This window comes from Streptomyces sp. NPDC104371 (assembly GCF_055583785.1).
Genome location: NZ_JBVJNF010000009.1, coordinates 198,730 through 215,530, shown reverse-complemented (window position 1 = coordinate 215,530; position 16,801 = coordinate 198,730). Strand labels below are relative to the sequence as shown.

Annotated in this window: 17 protein-coding genes; 1 reads left to right on the top strand and 16 read right to left on the bottom strand. The window is 70.7% G+C overall.

From position 1 onward, the window contains the following. Window position 1 precedes the first annotated feature (1 nt). Window positions 2-1,012, bottom strand: a complete 1,011-nt coding sequence (locus ACZ60T_RS26180; protein ID WP_365631206.1) for an aspartate carbamoyltransferase catalytic subunit — start codon at window positions 1,010-1,012, stop codon at window positions 2-4. 126 nt (window positions 1,013-1,138) lie between these two features. Continuing rightward, window positions 1,139-1,711 (bottom strand): bifunctional pyr operon transcriptional regulator/uracil phosphoribosyltransferase PyrR, encoded by a 573-nt coding sequence (gene pyrR / locus ACZ60T_RS26175; RefSeq protein ID WP_252423558.1) that lies wholly within the window; start codon window positions 1,709-1,711, stop codon window positions 1,139-1,141. Between the two features lie 267 nt (window positions 1,712-1,978). Here pyrR and bldD point away from each other — a divergent pair, with 267 nt between their 5' ends. Further along, on the top strand, window positions 1,979-2,479 hold the full coding sequence (bldD, locus tag ACZ60T_RS26170; protein ID WP_071364425.1) for a transcriptional regulator BldD: 501 nt from the start codon (window positions 1,979-1,981) through the stop codon (window positions 2,477-2,479). 165 nt (window positions 2,480-2,644) lie between these two features. On the opposite strand, the gene nusB is transcribed toward bldD, so the two are convergent. The 14 genes from nusB to rpsD all read right to left on the bottom strand — a co-directional run bounded on the left by nusB (window position 2,645) and on the right by rpsD (window position 16,455). Beyond that, complete coding sequence (gene nusB, locus ACZ60T_RS26165; protein ID WP_365631203.1) at window positions 2,645-3,079, bottom strand: transcription antitermination factor NusB; 435 nt, start codon at window positions 3,077-3,079, stop codon at window positions 2,645-2,647. A gap of 2 nt (window positions 3,080-3,081) precedes the next feature. Then, window positions 3,082-3,648: an elongation factor P gene (efp, locus tag ACZ60T_RS26160; protein WP_252423562.1), complete on the bottom strand. Its 567-nt coding sequence runs from the start codon at window positions 3,646-3,648 to the stop codon at window positions 3,082-3,084. A 44-nt stretch (window positions 3,649-3,692) separates the two neighbouring features. After that, the gene (locus ACZ60T_RS26155) at window positions 3,693-4,799 is read right to left on the bottom strand and encodes an aminopeptidase P family protein (protein ID WP_365631201.1); all 1,107 of its coding nucleotides are present in this window, start codon (window positions 4,797-4,799) and stop codon (window positions 3,693-3,695) included. Window positions 4,800-4,935: 136 nt separating this feature from the next. Then, window positions 4,936-5,793 (bottom strand): Pro-rich N-terminal domain-containing protein, encoded by an 858-nt coding sequence (locus ACZ60T_RS26150; RefSeq protein ID WP_469668085.1) that lies wholly within the window; start codon window positions 5,791-5,793, stop codon window positions 4,936-4,938. Window positions 5,794-5,997: 204 nt separating this feature from the next. Beyond that, complete coding sequence (aroB, locus tag ACZ60T_RS26145; protein ID WP_469668084.1) at window positions 5,998-7,089, bottom strand: 3-dehydroquinate synthase; 1,092 nt, start codon at window positions 7,087-7,089, stop codon at window positions 5,998-6,000. Further along, window positions 7,086-7,568, bottom strand: a complete 483-nt coding sequence (locus ACZ60T_RS26140; RefSeq protein ID WP_469668138.1) for a shikimate kinase — start codon at window positions 7,566-7,568, stop codon at window positions 7,086-7,088. Before ACZ60T_RS26140 ends, aroB begins: the two co-directional genes overlap by 4 nt. Before the next feature lie 29 nt (window positions 7,569-7,597). Continuing rightward, window positions 7,598-8,782: a chorismate synthase gene (gene aroC, locus ACZ60T_RS26135; protein WP_469668083.1), complete on the bottom strand. Its 1,185-nt coding sequence runs from the start codon at window positions 8,780-8,782 to the stop codon at window positions 7,598-7,600. A gap of 175 nt (window positions 8,783-8,957) precedes the next feature. After that, a complete protein-coding gene (locus tag ACZ60T_RS26130) occupies window positions 8,958-9,797 on the bottom strand; it encodes a shikimate dehydrogenase (protein WP_469668082.1) in 840 nt (279 codons plus the stop codon). Continuing rightward, the gene (mltG, locus tag ACZ60T_RS26125) at window positions 9,778-11,538 is read right to left on the bottom strand and encodes an endolytic transglycosylase MltG (protein ID WP_469668080.1); all 1,761 of its coding nucleotides are present in this window, start codon (window positions 11,536-11,538) and stop codon (window positions 9,778-9,780) included. Before mltG ends, ACZ60T_RS26130 begins: the two co-directional genes overlap by 20 nt. Window positions 11,539-11,648: 110 nt before the next feature. After that, the gene (ruvX, locus tag ACZ60T_RS26120; protein WP_365631187.1) at window positions 11,649-12,113 is read right to left on the bottom strand and encodes a Holliday junction resolvase RuvX; all 465 of its coding nucleotides are present in this window, start codon (window positions 12,111-12,113) and stop codon (window positions 11,649-11,651) included. 16 nt (window positions 12,114-12,129) lie between these two features. Beyond that, complete coding sequence (gene alaS, locus ACZ60T_RS26115) at window positions 12,130-14,802, bottom strand: alanine--tRNA ligase (protein ID WP_469668078.1); 2,673 nt, start codon at window positions 14,800-14,802, stop codon at window positions 12,130-12,132. Next, window positions 14,802-15,149, bottom strand: coding sequence for a hypothetical protein (locus tag ACZ60T_RS26110; RefSeq protein ID WP_365631183.1), 348 nt, complete (start codon window positions 15,147-15,149; stop codon window positions 14,802-14,804). Before ACZ60T_RS26110 ends, alaS begins: the two co-directional genes overlap by 1 nt. A gap of 7 nt (window positions 15,150-15,156) precedes the next feature. Next, window positions 15,157-15,627, bottom strand: a complete 471-nt coding sequence (locus tag ACZ60T_RS26105) for a DUF948 domain-containing protein (protein ID WP_469668077.1) — start codon at window positions 15,625-15,627, stop codon at window positions 15,157-15,159. A gap of 213 nt (window positions 15,628-15,840) precedes the next feature. Beyond that, a complete protein-coding gene (gene rpsD, locus ACZ60T_RS26100; RefSeq protein ID WP_252423588.1) occupies window positions 15,841-16,455 on the bottom strand; it encodes a 30S ribosomal protein S4 in 615 nt (204 codons plus the stop codon). Window positions 16,456-16,801 lie beyond the last annotated feature (346 nt).

Below are 16,801 nucleotides of genomic sequence, written 5' to 3'. Positions count from 1 at the left end.
GTCACTTCTCCTCGGTACGGGGCTGGGCGGCGGGCGCGGTGGCGGCGTCGGGGGCGGTCTTCGGGTCGAACACGGCACCGCCGAGCAGCAGGTAGAGGACCGCCATCCGGATGGAGACGCCGTTGGCGACCTGCTCGACGGCGGTGCAGCGCGGCGAGTCGGCGACCTCGGCGGTGATCTCCATGCCGCGGACCATCGGGCCGGGGTGCATCACGATCGCGTGCTCGGGCATCTTCGCCATGCGGTCGCCGTCCAGACCGTAGCGCCGCGCGTACTCGCGCTCGGTGGGGAAGAACGCCGCGTTCATGCGCTCGCGCTGGACGCGCAGCATCATCACCGCGTCCGACTTGGGCAAGGCGGAGTCGAGGTCGTAGGCGATCTCGCAGGGCCAGGAGTGCGCGCCGACCGGCAGCAGCGTGGGCGGGGCGACGAGGGTGACCTCGGCGCCGAGGGTGTGCAGCAGGTCGACGTTGGAGCGGGCGACCCGGCTGTGCAGCACGTCGCCGACGAGCGTGATGCGCTTGCCGGCCAGGTCGCGGCCGAGCCCGGTGTCCCGGCCGACCAGGCGGCGCCGCATGGTGAAGGCGTCGAGCAGGGCCTGGGTGGGGTGCTGGTGGGTGCCGTCGCCCGCGTTGATGACGGCGGCGTCGATCCAGCCGGAGGTGGCGAGGCGGTAGGGGGCTCCGGAGGCGCCGTGCCGGATGACGACGGCGTCGACGCCCATGGCCTCCAGCGTCTGGGCGGTGTCCTTGAGGGACTCGCCCTTGGACACGCTCGACCCCTTCGCGGAGAAGTTGATCACGTCCGCGGACAGCCGCTTCTCGGCGGCCTCGAAGGAGATCCGGGTGCGGGTGGAATCCTCGAAGAAGAGGTTGACGACGGTGCGACCGCGCAGGGTCGGCAGCTTCTTGATCGGCCGGTCGGCGACCCGGGCCATCTCCTCGGCGGTGTCGAGGATCAGGACGGCGTCGTCGCGGGTGAGGTCGGCGGCCGAGATGAGATGACGGTGCATCTTTCAGGCTCCGTAAGGCAGTTCATGGGGAGGCGGGGGCTTGAAGGTCCCGCGGAGGGCAGGGCTGGGCGGACGGGCACGCCTGGGCGCACGCACGGGGCGTGGGTCGACGGCCTGCGCCGGGTGCTACCGCTGTGCGCCCTGGGGGGTCTGCTTCACTCCGAGCAGGACGGTGTCACGACCGTCCTCCTCGGCGAGGTGGACCTTGACCGTCTCCCGCAGCGACGTGGGGAGGTTCTTGCCGACGTAGTCGGCGCGGATCGGAAGTTCACGGTGGCCGCGGTCGACGAGGACCGCGAGCTGGACCGCGCGCGGACGCCCGATGTCGTTCAGGGCGTCGAGGGCGGCGCGGATGGTGCGGCCCGAGAAGAGCACGTCGTCGACGAGGACGACGAGACGGCCGTCGATGCCGTCACCGGGGATCTCCGTGCGGGCCAGCGCACGCGGCGGCTGCAGGCGCAGGTCGTCGCGGTACATGGTGATGTCGAGGGAGCCGACCGGCACGGCGCGGCCGGTCACCTGCTCCAGCTTGACGGCGAGCCGCCGGGCGAGGAAGACACCTCGGGTCGGGATGCCGAGGAGCACCACGTCGTCGGCGCCTTTGGCGCGCTCGACGATCTCATGGGCGATACGGGTCAACACCCGCGCGATGTCGGGGCCTTCGAGAACGGCCCGCGCATCGGAATGCTGCGTGTCCATACGAAACGGACCTCCTTCTCCGCCTCACGGGACGGACCTTAAAGGACGTCGGATTTGCGCCATCTACGCTACCAGCCCGCCGAGGGCGAGCCGACTCACCCCCCTGGCTCCCCACATCACCCCCCTGGCGTCATGGCACACCGCCTTCCTCGGAAGAGTCGGTCCGGACCATTCGGCTTGACGGGGGAGAGTAACGCTGCGTAACCTCACAGTGAGTTACCAGCCGCGCGGCCGAGCCGCACGTCGACACCGTGTCCGGGGAGCTATATGTCCAGCGAATACGCCAAGCAGCTCGGGGCCAAGCTCCGGGCCATCCGCACCCAGCAGGGCCTTTCCCTCCACGGTGTGGAGGAGAAGTCCCAGGGACGCTGGAAGGCGGTCGTGGTCGGCTCGTACGAGCGTGGAGACCGCGCCGTCACCGTGCAGCGCCTCGCCGAGCTGGCGGACTTCTACGGGGTTCCGGTCCAGGAACTGCTGCCCGGTACGACGCCGGGCGGTGCCGCCGAGCCGCCGCCGAAGCTCGTCCTCGACCTGGAGCGTCTGGCCACCGTGCCGGCCGAGAAGGCGGGCCCGCTCCAGCGGTACGCCGCGACGATCCAGTCGCAGCGCGGTGACTACAACGGCAAGGTGCTGTCGATCCGCCAGGACGACCTGCGCACGCTCGCGGTCATCTACGACCAGTCGCCCTCCGTCCTGACCGAGCAGCTCATCAGCTGGGGAGTCCTGGACGCGGACGCGCGCCGCGCGGTCTCCCACGAGGAGAGCTGACCCTCAGCCCAGCAGAAACGTGCCGTCGGGGTGGCCGGAATCGTATGGTTCCGGCCACCCCGACGGCGTTCTCGCGCTCCCGGCCACGCCTGGCCCACTCCCCCGCCCACGCGAACGCCGTGGGGCCCCAGCACGGATGCTGGGGCCCCACGGCGTCGACGCGTCTCAGCTCTCGTCGCGGCGCAGCGACGGCTTCAGGTCCTTCAGGCGGCCGAGCAGGCCGTTGACGAACGCGGGCGACTCGTCCGTGGAGAACTCCTTGGCGAGCTGCACCATCTCGTCGAGCACCACGGCGTCCGGGGTCTCGTCGACCCAGATCAGCTCATGGGCGCCCAGGCGCAGGATGTTGCGGTCGACGACCGGCATCCGGTCGAGCGTCCAGCCGACGGCGTACTGAGCGATCAGCTCGTCGATGCGCCGCGCGTGCTCCGCGTAGCCCTCGACCAACTGCATCGTGTACTCGCTCACCGGCGGCTGCCGGGTGTCGGACCGCGAGTGCCGGACCCAGTCCGCGAGGACCGTGAGGACGTCGACCCCGCGCTGGTCGCCCTCGAAGAGGATCTGGAAGGCGCGCTTACGGGCCGTGTTACGGGCAGCCACGGTTAGCTGTTCACCCGGCCGAGGTAGTCGCTCGTACGGGTGTCGACCTTGATCTTCTCACCGGTGGTGATGAAGAGCGGGACCTGGATCTGGTGGCCGGTCTCCAGCTTGGCGGGCTTGGTGCCACCGGTGGAGCGGTCGCCCTGGACGCCCGGCTCGGTCTCGGCGACGACCAGCTCGACGGCGGCCGGGAGCTCGACGAAGAGCACCTCGCCCTCGTGCTGCGCGACGGTGGCCTCGAAGCCCTCGATCAGGAAGTTGGCGGCGTTGCCCACGGCCTTGCGGTCCACGTGGAGCTGGTCGTACGTCTCCATGTCCATGAAGACGAAGTAGTCGCCGTCCATGTACGAGAACTGCATGTCGCGCTTGTCGACAGTGGCCGTCTCGACCTTGACGCCGGCGTTGAAGGTCTTGTCGACGACCTTGCCGGAGAGCACGTTCTTGAGCTTGGTGCGCACGAAAGCCGGGCCCTTGCCGGGCTTGACGTGCTGGAACTCGACGACGGACCAGAGCTGGCCGCCTTCGAGCTTGAGCACCATGCCGTTCTTGAGGTCGTTCGTGGAAGCCACGGTTGCGGAATCTCCTGGACAGACGTACGACCCCGGGGCACGCGCTACAGCGCGAGCAGCTCCTTGGTCGTGATGGTGAGTAGCTCGGGTCCGCCGTCCGCCTCGGGGCGTACGACGAGCGTGTCATCGATCCGGACACCACCCCGGCCGGGGAGGTGGACCCCCGGTTCGACAGTGACCGGCACGCAAGCGTCCAGTTTACCCATGGCGGAGGGGGCCAGCCGAGGGTCCTCGTCGATTTCGAGTCCCACTCCGTGCCCGGTCGTCGGCGCAAGCCCCTCACTGTACCCCGCGGAGTCCAGCACCTGACGGGCGGCCCGGTCCACCTCGCGGCAGGCGGCGCCGGGCACCAGGGCCTGCCGTCCGGCGCGCTGGGCGGCGAAGACGAGGTCGTACAGCTCGACCTGCCAGTCCGCGGGCGAGGTGCCGATGACGAAGGTACGGCCGATCTCGCAGCGATAGCCGCGGTAGGCGGCGCCCAGGCAGACGGAGAGGAAGTCGCCCTCCTCCACCCGCCGGTCCGTGGGGCGGTGCCCGCGGCGGCCCGCGTTCGGGCCGGTGGCGACCGAGGTGGTGAAGGCGGGGCCGTCGGCGCCGTGGTCGACGAGGCGGCGCTCCAGTTCGAGGGCGAGATGGCGCTCGGTGCGGCCCACGAGGATGGATTCGAGCAGCTCGCTCAGGGCCTGGTCGGCGATCTCCGCGCCGATCCTGAGCAGGGAGATCTCCTCCTCGTCCTTGACGAGGCGCAACTGCTCGACCGCGGTGCCGAGGTCGCCGAGCCGCAGCCGGGGCGCGACCGACCCGAGGGCGCGGTGCCGGGCGACCGTGAGGTGGTGTTCCTCCACCGCGAGCGAGTCGGCGCCCTGCGCGGCGGCGAGTCCGGCCGCCGCGACGGCGCAGTCGCCGCCGGGCGCGGGCAGCGTCTCCACGCGCAGCGCCTGGTCGGGCCGCGCGTCGGCGGACTGTTCGTCCAGCGCGTCGGCGCACACCAGTACGTCCTCGTCCACGCCCAGCAGCAGCACGGCACCGTGGGGCACGGTGCCCGCGAGATAGCGGACATTGGCGGGGCGGGAGACCAGCGCCGTGGCACTGCCGCCCGCGCTGGAGCGTTCCCTCAGCCGCTCGCGGCGGGCCGCGTACACCTCTGACATGACCCGAGCCTACGAGGCGTGGCCGGATATCGCCGTTCCAGCGGGGCCGGACGGGCGGCTGGTCGCCCTGACGCCGCGAGCGTGCGCCGCCCCGGCTCCGGGCGTGTCCGGTGGCTCCCCGGGGCGTCCCCGGGGCTCACCACTGCGGCGGGCTCGCGATCGCGCGGGTCAGGATCTCGTCGAGGACCTGGGCCGTCCCCGCCACATCGAGCTGGGAGTTGTCGATGATCGGCAGCCCGGAGCCGTACCACCCGGCCATCCGGCCGTGGATACGGGCGACCTCCTCGTCGGACAGCCGGCGGTTGCCCGTGCGCTGCGCGTTGCGCTCCAGCACGATCTCCAGTCCGGGCAGGAGGACGACCGGGAGCAGTCCGGGGCCCACATGCCTCTTCCAGCCACCGAGACCGACGACCGGGCGGTCCGGGAAGACGGCGTCGTCGAGGATGCACGAGATGCCGTTGGCCAGGAAGTTACGGGCGGCGAAGCCGCAGGTGCGGCGGGCGAGGCGGTACTGCGCCTCCGAGTTGTCGTTCCACCCGGACTGTGGGTCGGCGAAGCCGGAGCGCACCCATTCGCGGACGTCGTCGAGGCTGATGTGCGCGGTCGGGACCCGGCGGTGGTCGGCCCAGTACTTGGCGACGCTGGTCTTGCCCGCGCCCGCGGGGCCGATGAGCAGCACCGCCAGCGTGATCGACGTGGGGTCGGGCACGCCCGCGGCCGACGGCGCGCTCGGCATCCCGACCAGGTTGCCCGCCGGGAGCCGCATATGCCCCGTGATGTCCGACGTGGGCGGAGCGGGGGCGTGCTGCTGCGGGGCCTGGGGCTGCGGCGCTCCGGGCGGCACCGGAGGACCCGCGAAGTTTGGCGCCTTCAGCGGCAGGGTCGGGGTGGGGTCCGCGTGTCCCGGGTGTGGTGCGGCCGATGACCAGGCGACAGCCGGGCCGTGCCCCGGCTGATGGGGCGGCGGCAGCGGGGCTCCCACTGCATGCTGCATCCGGTGCCACTCCGTCTCGTGCAGGCGACTGACGCTGGCAGCGGGGTGGGGCACCCCGCGCCGTACCGAACGGTACCGTCCCCGGCCGTTGTTGTGTGAACGGCCGGGGACGGCGCGAAGTGCCCCTTCGCGCAGGCGATTTCGGTCAACCCATGGCAAGAAGGATGAGTCGACCACGGCGTGGCGGGGCCGGGGCGGGGAGAGTTACTCGGCCACCTCGCCGTAGGCGGCGAGCAGGATCGCCGGGTCGGGGCCCTCGAACACGGTGGGCTTGGCCAGGCCGTCCAGCACGATGAAGCGGAGCAGGTCGCCGCGGGACTTCTTGTCGACCTTCATGGTCTGCAGCAGCTTGGGCCACTGGTCGTAGCGGTATTGCAGGGGCAGTCCGACCGACTCCAGGACCGAGCGGTGCCGGTCGGCGGTAGCGTCGTCCAACCGCCCGGCCAGGCGCGCGAGTTCGGCCGCGAAGTGCATACCGACGGCGACGGCCGCGCCATGGCGCCACTTGTAGCGCTCGTTCTTCTCGATCGCATGGGCCAGCGTATGGCCGTAGTTGAGGATCTCGCGCAGGCCCGACTCCTTCAGGTCGCTGGAGACGACCTCGGCCTTGACCCTGATGGAGCGCTCGATCAGCTCGGCGGTGTGCGGACCGGCCGGGGTGCGGGCGGCCTGCGGGTCCTCCTCGATCAGATCGAGGATCACCGGGTCGGCGATGAAGCCGGCCTTGATGACCTCCGCGAGACCGGAGACGTAGTCGTTGACCGGGAGGGAGTCGAGGGCGGCGAGGTCGCACAGGACGCCCGCGGGCGGATGGAAGGCGCCCACCAGGTTCTTGCCCTCGGCGGTGTTGATGCCGGTCTTGCCACCGACCGCCGCGTCCACCATGGCCAGGACGGTCGTCGGGATCGCGATCCAGCGGACCCCGCGCAGCCAGGTCGCGGCCACGAACCCGGCCAGGTCGGTGGTCGCGCCGCCGCCCACGCCCACGATGACATCGGTGCGGGTGAAGCCGGACTGGCCGAGCGCCTTCCAGCAGTAGGCGGCGACCTCGGCGGTCTTGGCCTCCTCCGCGTTCGGCACCTGGATGGCGATCGCCTCGAAGCCCTGCTCGGCGAGGTCGGCGCGCAGCGCCTCCCCCGTCTCGGCCAGCGCCTCGGGGTGCACGATCGCGACCCGCTTGGCCTTCTGGCCGATCAACCCGCCCAGTTCACCGAGGAGTTGATGGCCGACCAGGACCTCGTAGGGATCGGTGCCCTCCGTGCCGCCGACCCGGATCCGCGTCACAGCCTCGCTCATGCTTCGTTCAACTCCAGTGCGTCCAGGACGGCTTGGGCAACCTCTTCGGCGGTACGGCCATCGGTGGGCACGACCGTGCGGGCGACCTCGGTGTACAGATGGCGGCGGGCCTCCATCAACTCGCGCCACTGGCGGCGCGGGTTGACCGCGAGCAGCGGGCGGGCCACGTTCAGCCCGGTGCGCTTGACGGCTTCCTCGACGTCCATCGAGAGATACGCCACCCGGTGCGCGGCCAGCAGGGCGCGGGTGTCGGCGTCGAGGATCGCGCCCCCGCCCAGGGCGAGGACGCCCGGGTGCTCGAGGAGAGCCCTGCGGACCGCGTCCTTCTCCATGGCGCGGAAGGCCGGCTCGCCGTCGTCCACGAAGATGTCGGCGATGGTACGGCCCTGTTCGGCCATGATGTCGTCGTCCGTGTCCCGGTAGCCGACGCCGAGGCGCTCGGCGATCAGCCGCCCGACGGTGGACTTGCCGACCCCCATCGGCCCGATCAGGACGACCAGGGGCGCGCTCACCGGATCGCCAGGTTCTCGAGGTACGAGCGGACGTTCCGGCGGGTCTCGGGGACGCTGTCGCCGCCGAACTTCTCCGCCACCGCGTCGGCGAGGACCAGGGCCACCATGGCCTCCGCGACGATCCCGGCGGCCGGGACCGCGCACACGTCCGAGCGCTGGTGGTGCGCCTGCGCGGGCTCGCCCGTGACGACGTCCACGGTCTTCAGCGCGCGGGGCACAGTCGCGATCGGCTTCATCGCGGCCCGCACGCGCAGCAGTTCACCGGTGGACAGACCGCCCTCGGTGCCGCCGGAGCGGCCCGTGGTCCGCCTGATGCCCTCGGGTGTGGTGACGATCTCGTCGTGCGCCTTCGAGCCCGGCACCCGCGCCAGGTCGAAGCCGTCGCCGACCTCGACGCCCTTGATCGCCTGGATACCCATGAGCGCCGCCGCGAGCCGGGCGTCCAGCCGCCGGTCCCAGTGCACATGCGAACCGAGGCCCACCGGCACACCGTAGGCGAGGACCTCGACCACGCCGCCGAGGGTGTCACCGTCCTTGTGCGCCTGGTCGATCTCCGCGACCATCGCCTTCGACGCGTCCGGGTCCAGGCAGCGCACGGGGTCGGCGTCCAGCTTCTCCACGTCCGCGGGCGTCGGCAGGACCCCGTAGGGCGCCTTCGCCGCGGCCAGTTCGACCACGTGCGAGACGATCTCGATGCCCGCCGTCTCCTTCAGGTACGACCGCGCCACCGCGCCGAGCGCGACGCGGGCCGCGGTCTCCCGGGCCGAGGCGCGCTCCAGGATCGGCCGGGCCTCGTCGAACCCGTACTTCTGCATGCCCGCGAGGTCGGCGTGGCCGGGGCGCGGCCGGGTCAGCGGGGCGCTGCGGGCCAGCCCCTCCAGGACCTCCGGGTCCACCGGGTCGGGCGCCATCACCTGTTCCCACTTGGGCCACTCGGTGTTGCCGACCATGATCGCCACCGGGGAGCCGAGGGTGCGGCCGTGCCGGACTCCGCCGAGGAAGGTGACCTGGTCACGCTCGAACTTCATCCGGGCACCGCGCCCATAGCCCAGCCGCCGCCTCGCCAGATGGTCCGCCACCATCTCCGTGGTGATCGGTACGCCGGCGGGAAGGCCCTCCAGCGTCGCGACAAGTGCGGGACCGTGGGACTCCCCCGCGGTCAGCCAGCGCAACCTGCTCAACGGTGCTCCTCAGTGCTCGCGCCCTGGTCCTCTCTCTGTACGCGCGTCTCGCGTACGGCGACGGCGACCGGGTGCGCGGCCCCGGCCCGCCACCTCCGATCCTCCCACGTCCGTGGGGGGTGGTGGGCCCAGGTCCACAAGGCGGACGTCAGCGGGGTGCGTGACGAGCCGGTGGCTACCGCGCGGCGAGGGCGTGCTCGCCCGCCCGGCGCATGGCGTCCAGCGGGGCCGGGGAACGGCCCGTCATCCGCTCGACCTGGAGCACCGCCTGGTGCACCAGCAGGTCGAGGCCTCCGACGACGGCGCCCCCGTACGCGGACCAGCGCGCCGCGAGCGCGGTGGGCCAGGGGTCGTAGAGCACGTCGAACAGGGTCGCGGGACGCTCCGGGACGGCAGCGGCCAGCGCGTCCGTCGTCCCGGCCGGGGTGGTGGCGATGACCAGCGGGGCGCGCAGCGCCTGGTCGGCGTCCGCCCAGTCGGCCGTGCGGACGTCGACGTCGAGCCGCTCGCCCCACTGCCGCATCTCGTCGGCCCGCGCCGCGCTGCGGACGTAGGCGACGACCTCGCCGGTGCAGATCCGGGCGAGTGCGGCGAGGGCGGAGGAGGCGGTGGCGCCGGCGCCGAGGATCGCGGCGGACTCCACCTGCTCGACGCCCCGTTCGCGCAGGGCGGCCACCATCCCGGGGATGTCGGTGTTGTCACCGACCCGCCGTCCGTCCTCGGTGAACAGGACGGTGTTGACCGCTTCGACCGAGGCCGCCGCGTCGCTGATCGAGTCGAGCAGCGGGATGACGGCCCGCTTGAGCGGCATGGTCAGCGACAACCCGGCCCATTCCGGGCCGAGTTCGGCGAAGAACCCGGGCAGGTGCTCCTCGTCGACGTCGAACCGGTCGTAGGACCAGTCGCTCAGCCCCAGCTCCGCGTACGCGGCGCGGTGCAGCACGGGAGAGAGGGAGTGCGCGATGGGCGAACCGAGCACGGCGGCCCGGCGGCCCTCAGTGGGTCGGCGCGGCATTGAACTTGTCCCTGAGCTTCTTGAACTCGGCGTAGGTCTTGGCGAACTCGGTCTTGCTTATGCCATCGGTCGCCACGAAGTAGATCCAGCCGTCGTGGGTCGGGTTCAGCGCCGCCCGCAGGGCCTCGTCGCCGGGGTTGTCGATGGGGCCGGGCGGCAGGCCCTTCTGCGTGTAGGTGTTGTACGGGTCCTGGTTCTTGTTGATCTCGGACTCGGAGATATGGATGTTGCTCTGGCCCTTGAGGTAGTTGAACGTCGAGTCGAACTGGAGGAGTTGGTTGGTCTCCGTGTTCGTCGGCTTGAGGCGGTTGTAGACCACCTCGGCCATCTTGCGGAAGTCCTCGTGGGTCTTGCCCTCCGCCTGGACGAGACTCGCCACCGTCAGCAGTTGCAGCGGGTTCTGCAGGTCGAGGCTGTCGGCCTTGTCCTTGAGGCCGAACTCGGCGTACTTCTCCTTGGCCATGCCGACCATCTGCTTCAGGACGTCCTCGGGCGTCATCCCCTTGGAGACCGGATAGCTGGACGGATACAGGAACCCTTCCAGCGGGTCCTTTATGTCCTTGTCCGTGTTGGCCCAGTCGGGCAGGCCGAAGCTCTTCCACTTGCTCTTGGCGATGCCCTTGGTGGTGCCCGGCTCGAGCTTGAGCCGCGCGTCGATCGCCTCGTAGATCTTGGCGTTGCGCCAGCCCTCGGCGATGATCAGGTTGTTCTTGCTCTTCGGGCTGAGCATCAACTCGACGGCGCTGGCCGCGGACATGTGCTTGTGCAACGTGTACGTGCCCGCCTGGATGGCGTTGCCGTGCGGGTTCGCCTGCTGGGCCGCCACGAACGCGTCGACGCTCTTGACGACACCGGCCTTCTTCAGCGCCTGCCCGATGGTGGAACCGACGGCGCCCCGCGGGATCGTGACCGTGACCAACTCGCTCGTGCCCTGGCCCTCGTAGTCGGGCGCCGAGCCGAAGTGGCTTTGGTAGTACTGGTAGCCGACATAGCCGATCCCGCCGATCCCGCCGCCGAGGATCAGGACGACGACCAGGCAGGCGGTCCTGCTGCGCCGCTTCTTCTCCTTGCCGCCGCGCCCTCGCCGCTCGGCGCGGCCCCGGCGGCCGTCCGCCTCGTCGTCGTGGTCGTCGTCCTCGCCGTCGCCCGCGAAGAAGGCGTGTTCGCCCTGGTCGGGGCCGGGATCCCAGTCGGTCTCCGGCTCCGGTTCGGCGCGGCGGGTCTGCGGCTCGGACGGCTGCGGTTCGGAGGGCGGGTACGCCTCGGGCGACTGGTAGTAGTCGGACTGTCCGCCGCCTTGGGCACCGGCCTGGGGGCCGCCCTGCGTGCCGTACGGGTCGGCCGGGTCGCCGGGGTAGGGGACGTTGCCCTGACCTCCGCCGACCCAGCCGCCGTTGCCCTGGCCCTGCTGCATCTGGGGCGGGTACTGCTGCCCTGGCTGCTGGTAGGGCTGCCCGCCCTGCTGCTGGTAGGGGTCCTGCCCCTGGCCGGGATAGGGGTTCGGGTACTGCTGGGGGTACTGCTGCTGCCCTTGGTCGTAGCCGCCGGGCTGGCCGCCTCCCCAGTCGCCGTAGTTCTGCTGCTGCGGCTGCGGCTGCTGCGGGTACTGCTGCGGGTGGCCGCCGTACGGGGACTGGGCCCCGTGGGCCTGGGCCTGCTGTCCTCCCCATCCACCGTCCCCGTACAACGGGTCCTCGGGATGCCACGGTTCGGAGCCGGGGCCCCGGCCATACTCAGTCATCAATCCCCTAGAGCCGCGAGGCGCCGCCGGCTCGGCCCGCGTTCCGCCTCTTTGCTGTGCGGCGGCTGTTCGAATGCCATCGCATCGCGCGGAACGTTACCGTATCGCGATCAGATGACCACTTCGACGCCCTCGCCCGGGGACTTCCCTGACACCCTTTCGGATTCCAGGGCCTGTTGGAGGATGATGACGGCCGCGGCCTGGTCGATCACCGCGCGGCCCTTCTTGGACCTGACGCCGGAGGCGCGCAGTCCCTGGCTCGCCGTCACCGTGGTCATCCGCTCGTCCACGAGCCTGACCGGAACCGGCGCGATCATGCGGGCCAGTTCCTGGGTGAAGCCGCGGACCTTGACCGCGGCCGGGCCCTCGCCCCCCTTGAGGGAGCGGGGCAGCCCGACGACGACCTCGATCGGCTCGTACTCCTCGACGAGCTGCTTCAAGCGCCGCTGGGCTGCCGGGATGTCACGTCCCGGGACCGTCTCCACCGGAGTGGCGAGGATCCCGTCGGGGTCGCACGAGGCGACCCCGATCCGGGCGTCACCGACATCGATCGCGAGTCGGCGTCCTCTTCTCATTACGTGTGACCGCTTCCTAGTTGGCGGTCTCGGCGACCAGGCGCTCGACGGCCTCGACCGCCTCGCCGACGGCGGCCGGGTTCTGGCCGCCGCCCTGGGCGACGTCCGGCTTGCCGCCACCGCCGCCGCCGAGGGTCTTGGCGGCGGTCCGCACCAGCTCACCGGCCTTCAGACCGCGCTCACGGGCGCCCTCGTTGGTCGCGATGACCGTGAGCGGCTTGCCGTTGTTGACGGTGAACAGGGCGACCACGACGGCCCGGCCGCCCTGGATACGGCCGCGTACGTCCAGGACCAGCCTGCGCAGGTCGTCGGGCGTCGTGCCGTCCGGCACCTGCCCGGTGACCACGGCGATCCCGCGGACGTCCTTGGCGGACTCGGCGAGACCGGCGGCGGCCTGGAGCACCTTCTCGGCGCGGAACTTCTCGATCTCCTTCTCGGCGTCCTTCAGCTTGCCGAGCATCCCGGCGACCTTCTCCGGCAGTTCCTCCGAGCGGCCCTTGAGCAGCTCGGTGAGCTGGTTGACGACCGTGTGCTCGCGGGCGAGGAAGCTGTAGGCGTCCACACCGACCAGGGCCTCGATACGGCGCACACCGGAGCCGATCGAGGACTCGCCGAGCAGCTTCACCAGGCCGAGCGAGGCGGTGTTGTGCACATGCGTGCCGCCGCACAGCTCCTTGGAGAAGTCGCCGATGGTCACGACGCGGACGCGCTCGCCGTACTTCTCGCCGAACTCGGCGATGGCGCCCTGCTTCTTGGCCTCGTCGATACCCATGACCTCGGCGTGCACGTCGAGGTCGCGGGCGAGCACCTCGTTGATCTTCTGCTCGACGTCGGTCATCACGGCCGTCGGGACGGCGGACGGCGAGCCGAAGTCGAAGCGGAAGCGGCCGGGCTGGTTCTCCGAACCGGCCTGGGCGGCCGTCGGGCCGAGGGCGTCGCGCAGGGCCTGGTGGGTGAGGTGGGTGGCCGAGTGGGCGCGGGCGATGGCCTTGCGGCGGCGGGCGTCGATCGAGGCGTGGGCCTTGGCGCCGAGGGTGACCTCGCCGACCTGGACGACGCCCTTGTGGACGTAGACACCCGGGACGGGCTTCTGGCAGTCGCGGACCTCGATGACGGCACCGGAGTCGACCTTGATGCGGCCGGTGTCACCGATCTGACCGCCGCCCTCCGCGTAGAACGGGGTACGGTCCAGGACGATCTCGACGTCGTCGCCCTCGGAGGCGGCCGGGGAGGAGACGCCGTCGACGAGGATGCCGACGATCGTGGACTCGCCCTCGGTGTCGGAGTAGCCGATGAAGTCGGTCGCTCCGGCGGCGTCGGCGATCTCGCGGTAGGCGCCGAGGTCGGCGTGGCCCGTCTTCTTGGCCTGGGCGTCGGCCTTGGCGCGCTCCCGCTGCTCCTTCATCAGGCGGCGGAAGCCCTCCTCGTCCACGGACAGGCCCTGTTCGGCGGCCATCTCCAGGGTGAGGTCGATCGGGAAGCCCCAGGTGTCGTGGAGCAGGAACGCCTTGTCGCCGGGCAGGATCGTGGAGCCCGTGGCCTTGGTCTCGGTCACGGCGGTGTCGAGGATGTTGGTGCCGGCCTTCAGCGTCTTGAGGAAGGCGTTCTCCTCGGCGACGGCGACCTTCTCGATGCGCTCGCGGTCGGTGATCAGCTCGGGGTACTGCTGGCCCATCATGCCGATCACGACGTCGACCAGGTCCTTGACGACCGGACCGGTGGCGCCGAGCAGACGCATGTTGCGGATGGCGCGGCGCATGATGCGGCGCAGGACATAGCCGCGGCCCTCGTTGCCCGGGGTGACGCCGTCGCCGATGAGCATCGTGGCGGTGCGCATGTGGTCGGTGACCACGCGCAGGGACACGTCCGAGGCGTGCGCCTCGCCGTAGGCCACGCCGGTCAGCTCGGTGGCCCTCTTGATCACGGCCATGGAGGTGTCGATCTCGAACATGTTCTGCACACCCTGCAGAATCATGGCGAGCCGCTCCAGGCCGAGGCCCGTGTCGATGTTCTTGCTCGGCAGGTCGCCGAGGATCTCGAAGTCCTCCTTGCCGATGCCCTTGCCCCGCTCGTACTGCATGAAGACGAGGTTCCAGATCTCCACGTACCGCTCGTCGTTGACGGCGGGGCCGCCCTCGACGCCGAACTCGGGGCCGCGGTCGTAGTTGATCTCGGAGCAGGGTCCGCACGGGCCGGGCACGCCCATGGACCAGAAGTTGTCCTTCTTGCCCAGGCGCTGGATGCGCTCGGCCGGGACGCCCACGACGTCGCGCCAGATCTGCTCGGCCTCGTCGTCGTCCTGGTAGACGGTGACCCACAGGCGCTCGGGGTCCAGCCCGTAACCACCCTTGTCCTGGGGCGTGGTGAGCAGCTCCCAGGCGTACTTGATGGCGCCTTCCTTGAAGTAGTCGCCGAAGGAGAAGTTGCCGCACATCTGGAAGAACGTGCCGTGCCGCGTGGTCTTGCCGACCTCTTCGATGTCGGGCGTGCGCACGCACTTCTGCACGCTGGTGGCGCGCGGGGCCGGCGGCTTGACCTCACCCAGGAAGTAGGGCTTGAAGGGCACCATGCCGGCCGGGACGAGGAGCAGAGTCGGGTCGTCCGCGATGAGCGACGCCGAAGGGACGACGGTGTGACCGCGCTCCTCGAAGAAGCTCAACCAGCGGCGGCGGATTTCAGCCGACTCCATCAGTGGTCCTCATTCCGGTTGTACGAGTACGTCGACCTCTCGACGTACTTCGGGTTGTTGTGGTTCTCGATGGCGGTGAACCGCCGGGGGGCGGGAAGCTCGTCGACCGGCGCGGACAGGCCGAGCGCGTCGTCGAGTTCGGCCTCGCGCTGGGCCATGCCCGCCCGGACGTCGAGCGCGAAGTCCGTGGCGCGGTCCTTGAGCCGGTGGCCCGCCTCGATCGCCTTGTTCGCCGCCTGCGCGGCGAGGCTCTCGGGGGTGAGCTGCCTCAGCTTGCGGTTGACCTTGGTGGTGGCCCACACACCGGCGGCGACGCCTGTGGTGAACCAGAACGAACGGCGGAACATCGCTCGGTCAGAGCCCCTCTTCCCGGTTGCTTCCCCGGTTGTTCCGCTTCCTCCGGCGCGCGGAGGTCGGGACGGTACGGCCCACGATCACGGTACGCCGGGGCACCTTGGCGGTCACGTTCTCCCGGCGGCCCGCGATGGCGCTGCGGACGCCGTAGCCGAACGCCGCGACCTTCACCAGGGGGCCGCCGAAGGTGGACGCCACCGTCGACGACAGCGCCGAGGCGTTGGACGTGACCTCCTGGACATCGGAGGCGATCGCGTCGACCCGGTCGATCTGGGTCTGTGCGGAGCGCACCGCGTCGGAGGCGTCGGCCAGCAATGGGACGGCCTGGTCGGTCACGTCCGCGATCAGCTTGGTGGTCGTCCTGAGCGTCTGGGCCAGTCTGGCGAGCGCGACAGCCAGGAAGGAGACCAGGATCGCCCAGAAGACGGCCACGAGGATCCCGGCTACCTCTCCACCGGACACCGTGCGCACCCGCTCCCTGGAACGTGTCTGAACATTGAAAAGTCGTTCTCCGAGCCTATCGCGCCGGGGCGGTGCGTCCGTACCGGATTCCGGGCGGTTCGGGGGACGGGGGCGAGGGCGCCGCGGCGCCCGCCCCGGACGCGGCAAGCCCGCCGTCTCGCCGCCGGGAGGCGGGAGACGACGGGCTTGACGTGCTGCGAGTGACGCGTCGCTGCTGAGTGATCAGCGGGCGTAGTACTCGACGACGAGCTGCTCGTCGCAGATCACCGGGATCTCCTTGCGGTTCGGCTCACGGTCCAGGCGGAACGCCAGGGCCTTGAGGTTCACCTGGAGGTAGCGCGGGGTCTCGCCGTCGGGGGCGAAGCCACCCTCGCGGGCGACCTGGAAGAGCGACTTCTCACGGCTGCGCTCGCGGACCATCACGACGTCGTCGGGACGGACGCGGAACGACGGCTTGTCGACCTTCTGGCCGTTGACCTCGATGTGGCCGTGGACGACCATCTGGCGGGCCTGGTAGATCGTGCGGGCGATGCCCGAACGCAGGACCAGCGCGTCGAGACGGCGCTCCAGCTCCACGATCAGGGCCTCACCGGTCTTGCCCTGGACCTTGGAGGCACGCTCGTAGGCGCGCACGAGCTGACGCTCGGAGATGTCGTACTGAGCGCGCAGACGCTGCTTCTCCAGCAGACGGACCTTGTAGTCCGAGTTCTGCTTGCGGCCGCGGCCGTGCTCACCCGGCGGGTAGGGGCGGGCCTCGAAGTACTTGACGGCCTTCGGGGTCAGCGCGATACCGAGGGCACGCGACTTCTTGACCTTGGGGCGGGACTGGTTCGCCATGAACCAAACACCTCGTGTTTCTGTATGAATACGGCTTCACCAGGGTTAGGGGAGGTCGCATCCGCAGCCGGGGAAACCCCGCGGGTCCGCGTGGGACCTGCCGGGCAGCCGCTCCCTGGTCTGGGCACATACGTGCAGCACGCGAGAGGCCCACCGACCTGTTCTCCGGGGCTGCCGGGGAGGTGGTGGGCTGCCCGCGACACCGTTCGACGGTGCGCGACGCTCCTGGATCCCCTCGCCGTACGGCGGTGGGGTTCCGGCTGGATGTCCCGTTCTGGTGGTGCCGACCGGAGTCGGACACGGGACGCAGCACTGGGGAGCAGTCTACAGGGTGCCCATGACCGCC

Excerpts from the sequence above, each read along its gene's own strand:
- ACZ60T_RS26110 (WP_365631183.1), bottom strand. The coding sequence starts at position 15,149 with ATGTTCCGCCGTTCGTTCTGGTTCACCACAGGCGTCGCCGCCGGTGTG.
- ACZ60T_RS26150 (WP_469668085.1), bottom strand. The coding sequence starts at position 5,793 with ATGCAGCATGCAGTGGGAGCCCCGCTGCCGCCGCCCCATCAGCCGGGG.
- ACZ60T_RS26155 (WP_365631201.1), bottom strand. The coding sequence starts at position 4,799 with ATGTCAGAGGTGTACGCGGCCCGCCGCGAGCGGCTGAGGGAACGCTCC.
- alaS (WP_469668078.1), bottom strand. The coding sequence starts at position 14,802 with ATGGAGTCGGCTGAAATCCGCCGCCGCTGGTTGAGCTTCTTCGAGGAG.
- ACZ60T_RS26140 (WP_469668138.1), bottom strand. The coding sequence starts at position 7,568 with ATGGGGGTCGGCAAGTCCACCGTCGGGCGGCTGATCGCCGAGCGCCTC.
- ACZ60T_RS26130 (WP_469668082.1), bottom strand. The coding sequence starts at position 9,797 with ATGCCGCGCCGACCCACTGAGGGCCGCCGGGCCGCCGTGCTCGGTTCG.
- aroB (WP_469668084.1), bottom strand. The coding sequence starts at position 7,089 with ATGAGCGAGGCTGTGACGCGGATCCGGGTCGGCGGCACGGAGGGCACC.
- ACZ60T_RS26180 (WP_365631206.1), bottom strand. The coding sequence starts at position 1,012 with ATGCACCGTCATCTCATCTCGGCCGCCGACCTCACCCGCGACGACGCC.
- ruvX (WP_365631187.1), bottom strand. The coding sequence starts at position 12,113 with ATGAGAAGAGGACGCCGACTCGCGATCGATGTCGGTGACGCCCGGATC.
- rpsD (WP_252423588.1), bottom strand. The coding sequence starts at position 16,455 with ATGGCGAACCAGTCCCGCCCCAAGGTCAAGAAGTCGCGTGCCCTCGGT.
- pyrR (WP_252423558.1), bottom strand. The coding sequence starts at position 1,711 with ATGGACACGCAGCATTCCGATGCGCGGGCCGTTCTCGAAGGCCCCGAC.
- mltG (WP_469668080.1), bottom strand. The coding sequence starts at position 11,538 with ATGACTGAGTATGGCCGGGGCCCCGGCTCCGAACCGTGGCATCCCGAG.
- bldD (WP_071364425.1), top strand. The coding sequence starts at position 1,979 with ATGTCCAGCGAATACGCCAAGCAGCTCGGGGCCAAGCTCCGGGCCATC.